The organism is Prosthecobacter sp. Pr1 (assembly GCF_057652315.1).
This window is the reverse complement of sequence record NZ_JBYFBS010000008.1, coordinates 268,787-276,910: the sequence shown is the minus strand read 5'-3', so window position 1 is coordinate 276,910 and position 8,124 is coordinate 268,787. Positions and strand designations below refer to the sequence as shown.

Genomic DNA, 8,124 nt, shown 5'->3' with positions numbered 1-8,124 from the left:
CAGTCTGACGGGTTCTCCGATGGACCATCGGACGGCTACTCGGACGGGCAGTCCGACGGGTACTCTGATGGATTCTCCGACGGATATTCGGATGGATATTCGGATGGACCTTCTGACGGTTATTCGTCAGCTTCAGATGGTTACTCCTCGGAGTCCAGTCAGAGCCTGCTTTCTTCGGAAAGCTCGCAGAGCCCACGCAGCAGCGAGTCGTCTCAGAGCAGCTTGAGCTCAAAGTCATCGGAGTCGAGTTCCAGCAGTTCATCGTCGAGCTCCAGCAGCTCGTCCTCGTCGAGTTCGAGCAGCTCCTCGTCCTCAAGCTCAAGCAGTTCGTCGTCCTCAAGCTCCAGCAGCTCGTCCTCGTCGAGCTCCAGCAGTTCGTCGTCCTCCTCAAGCTCCAGCAGTTCGTCCTCATCAAGTTCCAGCAGTTCATCATCCGAGAGCTCGCAGAGTGACACAGTCAAGGTCTCCAGCAGCAGTTCGGATGGTTGTGGCAGCAAGGGCGACCTGTATGACATCGGAGCCCCCACCATTGATAATACAAGAACGGCTGCGCAGATCTATGGGCTCTCCACGGATGGCGGCGGACTTGGAGTGACACGCTCCAGCAATTCTCGTGACAAAGTCGATGTGACGGCGAAGACCAAAAAAGACGCCAATGGCAAGTACGTGGGGTCTGTGTGCATCCCGCGCGTTCATACCAATGCCTACACCTGCTACATCGCCAAAACGCAGCTCAGCTGGACCTCGGGCAAAGCAGGCGCAGACACGGCGGACATCACCGCCAATACGGTGGCCGATGTGACGGAACACGAAAAGGCCCACGTGAAAGTCTATCAGGCAGTTGGAAGGCGAATCTCCAAATACTACGGGGAAAATGTGACCAAGATCAAGACCAAGCCTTATGCCACCAAGGAGGAGGCAGAGCGGAAGGTGAAGAGCATGGAGCAGACTTTCTGGCTCAAATGCAACAGCGCATTTGTCACGATGGCGAGCACCTACAATGCTCTTCATCTGCCTGCCAACACAAGGGCCTACAGCGGAGGATCGGGCAAGGAATGGTATGAGCCCACTCCGGACTGGTTTACCAGTCAGGGCCTGGATGCCAGGATCCAGGCGGAGCCCGTGAATGTGCCGGTGCCCACGGACCCCTGAACCTTTTGAACAAACCTATGACAACTCGTCTTCTCCTCCTCCTCCTTGCATGCTTTCTCATGACACCCCCCGGTCTCCCGGGGCAGACCCCCGGGCCGACGGTGTACACCGGTGCGCAGATCCTGCCTTTCTTGAGGCTCTATGATTTGCAGGGCCTGGGCGATTTCATCCACAAGGCGGACTCGGTCAGCTCCAAGGAGGTGGCCATTTCACTGGATGAAGACGCCTGGAACCAGGTGCCGTTCAAGAAAATGCTCGTGGCGGATGATTATGCGGCGCTCAAGACCGCTGATGACAGCTACTACGCCCTGTGCCCGTTTCTCCCGCCCACGCTGGAGAAGCTGTCAGAAGCACGCAGCTACCAGGAAGTGCTGCAGACCCTGCTGCCGCCGTCCCGCTCCGGCAATGAAGCCTTCTTTTCCATCATGGACGTTCCGACATCCACCCAGTCTCTGGAGGAGGACAAAAGCGCTTTTGATCTGAAACTGAGGGCGGCCTACCTTCAGCAGGACAGGATCGTCTGGATCGAGTGCAGCATGACCTACAAGGAGAGCCAGGTGGCGCGCTCCATGGCCACTCCCTTTTCCGAATCGGTGATCCAAATCCACGTCTCGCCAAAATACAAATGAGCCGTTGAAGGTCCATTCCGGGCACGTCTGTTCACGTCTCTGAGAGGGGCGCTGTTCTTTCCGCACAAAGAACGGGCGGGTGGACTGTCTGTTCTGACCGTCACCGCTGACTTCCAGAGTTCACTTCATTTCAAATCCAACACTTAGACAAACCGACCAATCATGAGCCTTCCCGGATCTTTGATGAAAGACCGCCCCGACCAAGTCGCCCTGCATTCGCCCGTGTGGCGGGAGCATGATGATGTGCCTGTGCGTACACCGCGTGAACACGTGCCTTTGTTTTACTCACGGGCAGGAGCGGGGCTGGCACTGGAGGGCTTGTACCGCGGAGGCCATGCCTTTCTGATGGCGGGGGGGCCTTCGGTGAAGGAGCTGGACCTGGAGCCGCTGCACCGCCGCTGGGTGATGACGCTGAACAACGGGGCGAAGACCTTCCGTGGAAACGCCAACTGCACCGTGGATGATCCCTCCCGCTTCAGCCTCTCCATGTGGATGGACCCGACCATCATGAAATTCATGCCGATGGCTCATTTTGAGAAACCGCTGTGGGACAACCGCTACCTGCATACCGAGGCCGGCTGGGTGCAGCGGTGGGGGGCTTCAAAGCTCAGGACGGGAGACTGCCCGAATGTGGTGGGCTTCCGGCGCAATGAAAAGTTTCACCCGGGCCGCTGGTTGAATGAGGAGACCATCAACTGGGGCAACCACAGCAAATTTGGCGGAGGCCGCAGTGTATTGCTGGCCTCGCTGCGCATCCTTTATTCCCTGGGCTTCCGCTCCGTCTATCTGCTGGGGGTGGACTTTGAGATGAGCGAAACGAAGCGCTACCATTTTGATGAGCAGCGTTCCGCAGGGGCCATCAAGGGAAACATGGAGACGTATGAAAAGCTCCAGACCTGGCTTGGGGAACTGCAGCCGCATTTCCTGAAGTCACGCTTCATCGTGAGGAACTGCAACCCCAACAGCAAGCTCACGGCCTTTCCCTATATGCCTTATGAGGATGCGCTGGCGCAGTCCGGACTGCGCCTGGGGGATCCTGGGCAAGAGCGCACGGAAGGCATGTATCTGGCGCCTGAAGTGAAAGCGGGGGGCGCGAGCAGTGGAGCGGCCGGAGAACAGAATGCAGCGAAATGAACCCCAAACCGGACACGCCGGCGACTGAGCTCCGACCCATCATGCATCTTGAAATTGTCACCCATTGCTTCCAGTACCAGACACTGCTGCGCTACCAGCTCAGCAGCCTCGTGGTCTGGCCCCCTGCAGGGATGCAGGTGACGATGACTGTCTTGTACACGGAGGAAGACAGGCCCACGAAGGCGGTGCTGGAATGGTTTGAAAAACAAAGTGTGCCCGGCGTCTGCTGGCAGTGGATCGCGCAGCCGGTGCTGGAGCTGTGCCGGCGCTCCATCGGGCGCAATCTGGCTGCGCTGAGGACGAAGGCGGACTGGGTGTGGTTTTGTGACGCTGACTACTGGTTTGATCATCAATGCTGGGAAAGGCTGCGCACGAAAGGACTGCCTGAAGACCAGAAACTGGTCTATCCATTTCCGATCCTGCTGCACCGCGATCACGAACATGGGGATCGTTGCATCGAGCAGGCGCGCCGGGTTGAGGGACTGGTGACAGCGGACAAGGCCGACTTTGTGCCCTTCAAGGTGGGCCGGGCCATCGGTGGCATGCAGATCGCCCGTGGAGATGTCTGCCGGAAATTGGGCTACCTGAAGAACTCCCGCACAGCCCAGTCACCGCAGGTAGAGCCGCGTTTTTTCAAGACGGTGGAGGACAAATGGTTCCGCCACAAGCTGGGCACCAGCGGCACCAGGGTGAGAATCCCTGGCATCTACCGCATCCGCCACTCGCAGGCGGGACATGAAACGCCGGGGATCACCCTTTGACCTCCGCACGAACGAACCTTATGAATTTAAAAGACATCACCCTCACCCTCGGCATTGACCGCCACCATTTGGAAGAACTGCGCTGGTCCTGGCCCACCTGGATGAAGTTTAAGCCGGAGATCCTCGAGATGCCGGCGCTGGTCTTCTATGACCCCGATGAGACGAGCCCTGCCCAGGCGGCCTTTCTCAAGGAACATCCGAACCTGCGCTTCATCCCCTGGAAGATGGCGAACGCCCGGAATCAGCGGGAGGAGATGATCAGCGGCTTCGTACATGTGCCCGCCCGCGAGGTGCAGACGCCCTGGTATTTGAAACTGGACACGGACGCCATCGGCACAGGTCCCGGACCGTGGATCAAGCCCGAGTGGTTTCTGCCAGACAGCAGGGGGCAGCTCCCGGTGTTTGTCTCCTGCAAGTGGCACTACTCAAAGCCGCGCTATGTGATCGATCTGCTGGATGACTGGGGCGACAAGACAGCGCCGCTCTCAGACCATCCACGGTTGAACATCCCCTATACCTCAGAGTCACGCCGGGTGCGCCACAAGCGGGTCATCTCGTGGATCTATTTTGGCAATACTGAATGGACGCGCAAGGTGGCCGGGCTGTGTGATGCTGACGGGCGGCTGCCTTACCCCTCCCAGGACACGCTGATGAGCTACTGTGCAAAACGACTGGACTGCCACATTGTGCGCGAGCGCATGGCGCTTCATTATCATTGGTCGCATTTGAGGTTTGTTAACCTGAAACAACGCGTCCTGTCCATGGGACTCTCTCCAGCAGCATGAAAAAACGAGGCGTTGTCTACTATAACACGGGGACCAGCTGCGGCGTGCGGCTTTTGGTCTCACTTCACTCCCTGCGGCGGCATTACTCGGGGCCGGTGACCATCCTCTCCGAGGGGGAGGAGTCTCATTCGCTGTGCGCGAAGATTGCCTCAGCCCTGGACGCTGAGATGGTCGAATGGGATTGCGGCGTGCCCCCAGGGGCAAACCGCGCTTACCTGGCCAAGACAAGGTATCATCTGGGGTCACCCTACGACACCACGCTGGCGCTGGACTCTGACACGCTCGTGACAGGGCCGGTGGAGGAGCTGTTTGAACTGGCGGAAACGCATTCCTTCTGCGTGGCGCAAATTTCCAACTGGCGCACCAGCGGGCCCACGATCTCACGCCGCATCCGGGAGTGGCAGGCTCACTATCCGCAGGATGTGGCCGCAGCGCTCCAGTTTGGGCCGGCCATCAATTGCGGCGTGGTGGCCTTCACCCGGGATGCCGCCCTTTGTCGTGACTGGTGTGACACCGCGCTGCCCGGGCGGGAGTTTTTCATCCCGGACGAAGTCTGCTGTCAGTTGATGTTGCATCGTTATCCGCATCACATCCTTGATGGACGTTGGAACCGCTCCTGCAAGCATGACGACCCCGGCCTGCCGGACACCCGCATCATTCATTATCATGGCCGCAAGCACTGCCGCCCCGGGCTGCCCTATCATGGAAATCTATGGGCGGATGTTTTTGAACGCGTGCGGTCTTTAAACCTGGCAGGACTTCGAGCATGGCTGCCCGCAGGAGACCGGATGCTCCGCCGTTATCTTCAGAGTCATCCACCCAAAGAGGAAAGGCAGGAGAATGCAATGACGGCAGACTCTCAGTTGACTGAGTTGAAGCAAAGGGTGGCGGATGCGCAAAGCATCAAGCTCGTCGTGGGGGCGGGGAAAACCCGTTACCCGGGCTGGATCAGCACCAATCGAAACGAAATCGATGTGACCAAGGTGCAGGAATGGAGGGAATTGCTGGGAGCGCGCCGTGCTGATCGGCTGCTCGCTGAGCATGTGTGGGAGCATCTCACCTTCGATGAAATGAACGTTGCCAACAAACTCGCGTTTGAACACCTGGCGCCGGGAGGCGGACTGCGAATCGCTGTCCCCGATGGGCTGCATCCTGACCCGGAGTACATTACCCGTGTCAAACCCGGGGGCACAGGTCCTGCGGCAGACGAACACCAGCAGCTTTTGACTTATCAGGTGCTTGCCGCCGCGCTGGAAGCCGCGGGATTTCAAACGGTGCTGGTTGAGTATTGGGATGAGGGAGGTGCCTTTCACCACCGACCCTGGCATTCAGAAGACGGGCATGTGAAACGCTCACTGTTTCACGACCGTCGCAACCGCCGCGGAAAAGCCGGTTACACCTCGCTGATTGTGGATGCCATCAAGCCACTTTAGAGCCTGCAATCAATCTTGAACAGCGCGGCACACCGCAGAGCCACCATGCTCTCCCGCGCCGGCGTCCCCCTCGATCGCCTCATCCTCATTGCCGCCAAACAGATCACCGAAATGAAAGCGTAGGGCAGGGGAGGGCGCAGTTCGTACTCGTTCTCCTACTCGTCCTCGATCAAAGCGCCCCGCAAACACCCGAGGCCCCCGCCGGAGATACCATGTCATGGTAGGGAACCGCTGCGCCGGGTCCCTGATTTCGGGTCTATGGCACCGAAGGCGCTAAAAAAGGTTCGCCGTCTCGGAGCTTTCGAAGGCGTGGCGTTTTGGTTTTAGCCGCCTGCAAACACCTTGGTCACCGCTGAACCATGCGGCACCGAGTTCACCACGGTACCTTTTCGTATTGTAGTACCGGCTTTAGCCGGCTCCGGAATCTCCCCGAAGGCCAACGGCCTTCCGCAACTAAGCCCAGGGTTCGCAGAACACTGGGGCACCTCACCACCCACCAAGCTCTCAAGCGCCAACACCACCGGTGTTGCGTCCATCTCCGCAGCATCGAACACCACCTCACGTCCACCTCTTGGCTGGATTCATTTTCGGACACCGCGCCACCACCTCCTCCCACGACCCACGCGACTCGCCATCAGCCGCCATCTCAATCACGGGCCACACCAACGTCCTCACCTTGTCCATCTCAACATCGCGGGCAGGATACAAATAAATCGACATACCTTCTTCGATGGTCCCCAAAGAAAACGCCATGCCGTCAAAGTCCCCCAGGCCGCAGTCCTTGAGCGACCGCTCACCACGGCAGATTTCACTCAAGGCCTCTTTAGTCTCATTCAAGTCCGCACTCGCCGGCAATGGAATCAGAGCATACAGCCGGTAGTACGTTCCAGGATCAAAGTACACCATCGCAGCGATGTAATTTCCCCTGTCAGTCTGAATGATGCCAGACACAAAGCCATCGTACCATTCGGTGAGCACGTAATGGCTCACAAAGTAGGGTTCGTTCATGTCCATAAGCTGTCGGGGTTCCTTGCCACTTTCATCCTGCCTTCTCGCCCACTCCTCGGCAATCCCCCGAATATCCGCATCCGCATGCCCGGCACAGCGTTGCAGATGCACCGGCAGCAAACCCGGCGCATGCAGCTCCAGAAACTCCGCCATCCGCCGGTACTCCCATTCATCGTCAGTGGCTAGATGAGGCGCGCCCATCTCCTCCCAGCACTCCGCCAGCACTTCCTGCGGCACCCGCGCCAGCGCCTCCTGGCCCAGCGTGATATTCATGTCATTCTGACACGCAAAGGCCAGCTCCGCGAGGTAATGCAGCACTGCCATGCGCCTGCCATGCTCCAGACTCCCCAGCTCCGCCAGGTCGGCCAATTCCGCCAGCCCCAGCCTGATAAGCTCTGTCGTAAATCTTTGGATGTAAGGACTTTCTGGTGTCATCTGGTATGACGTTTACCTCCTCACCCCGCCTTCTCCGCCTCCACATAAATGCTGTTCTCCGGCCGGTTATCAATCCGCTCCAGGTCCGCGCATTTCCCTTCGCGATACTTGCACGCCCGCGCGTTCACAAAGCCATGCTTCTCCAGCAGCTTGCACAGCGACGACTCCGTGTACATCCACTGGTGCCGGTTCTTCACTCCCGTGCCATCGTATTCCAGGATGCCCAGCAGCATCGCCGTCGGGTCCTCCGGATCATAGAGCTTCACGTAGTGGTCCAGGCTCGGGATCACAAAGCGCACCACGCCGCCCGGAGCCAGCACGCGCAGGATCTCGCCCAGCAGCAGCGGCACATCCCATACAAAGATGTGCTCAAACATGTGAGAGCTGAAGACGCACTGGCAGCTGTTGTCCGCCAGCGGGAAGCGCTTCGTCACATTCAGGTAGTGCAGCTTTTTAAACACACCCTGCTCATGCTCCTCCAGCCGCGCCTGCGTGATGCGCCCCACCTTCCGCAGCAGCTGCGGCAGCCCCGGAACCATCGTCACCCAGATATGCGGAGTGATGTCCGTGTTATACCACCCCTCCTGCGGACAATTGAAAGCCCCGAGATGAAGTTTGAGCAAAGGTGAAGTCATGTGCAGAAACCTAGGCCGCGCCCTATCCTCCGTCAACGCCCGCGCCTGCTTCAATACTCACACATTCCATGCCTCATATCAGGGGCCACTGAAAACAGGTCTGCATCTGAGCCGGTGAAGCCTCTGCGCTCGAAAGTGTCACAGCACCTTTT

The 8,124-nt window shown here is 58.7% G+C and carries 9 protein-coding genes; 6 read left to right on the top strand and 3 right to left on the bottom strand.

The features are described 5' to 3' along the window. Positions 1 to 212 precede the first annotated feature (212 nt). Positions 213 to 497: a hypothetical protein gene (locus AC24GY_RS15635; protein ID WP_487684793.1), complete on the bottom strand. Its 285-nt coding sequence runs from the start codon at positions 495 to 497 to the stop codon at positions 213 to 215. Between the two features lie 94 nt (positions 498 to 591). On the opposite strand from AC24GY_RS15635, the gene AC24GY_RS15630 reads away from it, so the two are divergent. The 6 genes from AC24GY_RS15630 (at position 592) to AC24GY_RS15605 (ending at position 5,894) form a co-directional block, all read left to right on the top strand. Continuing rightward, positions 592 to 1,152, top strand: a complete 561-nt coding sequence (locus AC24GY_RS15630) for a hypothetical protein (RefSeq protein ID WP_487684790.1) — start codon at positions 592 to 594, stop codon at positions 1,150 to 1,152. A 17-nt stretch (positions 1,153 to 1,169) separates the two neighbouring features. Then, positions 1,170 to 1,781, top strand: a complete 612-nt coding sequence (locus tag AC24GY_RS15625; protein ID WP_487684787.1) for a hypothetical protein — start codon at positions 1,170 to 1,172, stop codon at positions 1,779 to 1,781. Between the two features lie 183 nt (positions 1,782 to 1,964). Continuing rightward, on the top strand, positions 1,965 to 2,915 hold the full coding sequence (locus tag AC24GY_RS15620) for a hypothetical protein (RefSeq protein ID WP_487684784.1): 951 nt from the start codon (positions 1,965 to 1,967) through the stop codon (positions 2,913 to 2,915). Positions 2,916 to 2,956: 41 nt separating this feature from the next. Then, on the top strand, positions 2,957 to 3,676 hold the full coding sequence (locus AC24GY_RS15615) for a glycosyltransferase family 2 protein (protein WP_487684781.1): 720 nt from the start codon (positions 2,957 to 2,959) through the stop codon (positions 3,674 to 3,676). Between the two features lie 20 nt (positions 3,677 to 3,696). Then, complete coding sequence (locus AC24GY_RS15610; RefSeq protein ID WP_487684778.1) at positions 3,697 to 4,461, top strand: hypothetical protein; 765 nt, start codon at positions 3,697 to 3,699, stop codon at positions 4,459 to 4,461. Beyond that, positions 4,458 to 5,894: a class I SAM-dependent methyltransferase gene (locus tag AC24GY_RS15605; RefSeq protein WP_487684774.1), complete on the top strand. Its 1,437-nt coding sequence runs from the start codon at positions 4,458 to 4,460 to the stop codon at positions 5,892 to 5,894. The genes AC24GY_RS15610 and AC24GY_RS15605 overlap by 4 nt, the downstream gene beginning before the upstream one ends. Before the next feature lie 558 nt (positions 5,895 to 6,452). On the opposite strand, the gene AC24GY_RS15600 is transcribed toward AC24GY_RS15605, so the two are convergent. Beyond that, a complete protein-coding gene (locus AC24GY_RS15600; RefSeq protein ID WP_487684771.1) occupies positions 6,453 to 7,337 on the bottom strand; it encodes a hypothetical protein in 885 nt (294 codons plus the stop codon). Positions 7,338 to 7,357: 20 nt separating this feature from the next. Then, the gene (locus AC24GY_RS15595) at positions 7,358 to 7,972 is read right to left on the bottom strand and encodes a class I SAM-dependent methyltransferase (RefSeq protein WP_487684768.1); all 615 of its coding nucleotides are present in this window, start codon (positions 7,970 to 7,972) and stop codon (positions 7,358 to 7,360) included. Positions 7,973 to 8,124 lie beyond the last annotated feature (152 nt).

Bases quoted from the DNA above. Each gene is read 5' to 3' on its own strand.
- AC24GY_RS15625 (WP_487684787.1), top strand. From the start codon at position 1,170: ATGACAACTCGTCTTCTCCTCCTCCTCCTTGCATGCTTTCTCATGACA.
- AC24GY_RS15605 (WP_487684774.1), top strand. From the start codon at position 4,458: ATGAAAAAACGAGGCGTTGTCTACTATAACACGGGGACCAGCTGCGGC.
- AC24GY_RS15600 (WP_487684771.1), bottom strand. From the start codon at position 7,337: ATGACACCAGAAAGTCCTTACATCCAAAGATTTACGACAGAGCTTATC.
- AC24GY_RS15615 (WP_487684781.1), top strand. From the start codon at position 2,957: ATGCATCTTGAAATTGTCACCCATTGCTTCCAGTACCAGACACTGCTG.
- AC24GY_RS15610 (WP_487684778.1), top strand. From the start codon at position 3,697: ATGAATTTAAAAGACATCACCCTCACCCTCGGCATTGACCGCCACCAT.
- AC24GY_RS15595 (WP_487684768.1), bottom strand. From the start codon at position 7,972: ATGACTTCACCTTTGCTCAAACTTCATCTCGGGGCTTTCAATTGTCCG.
- AC24GY_RS15620 (WP_487684784.1), top strand. From the start codon at position 1,965: ATGAAAGACCGCCCCGACCAAGTCGCCCTGCATTCGCCCGTGTGGCGG.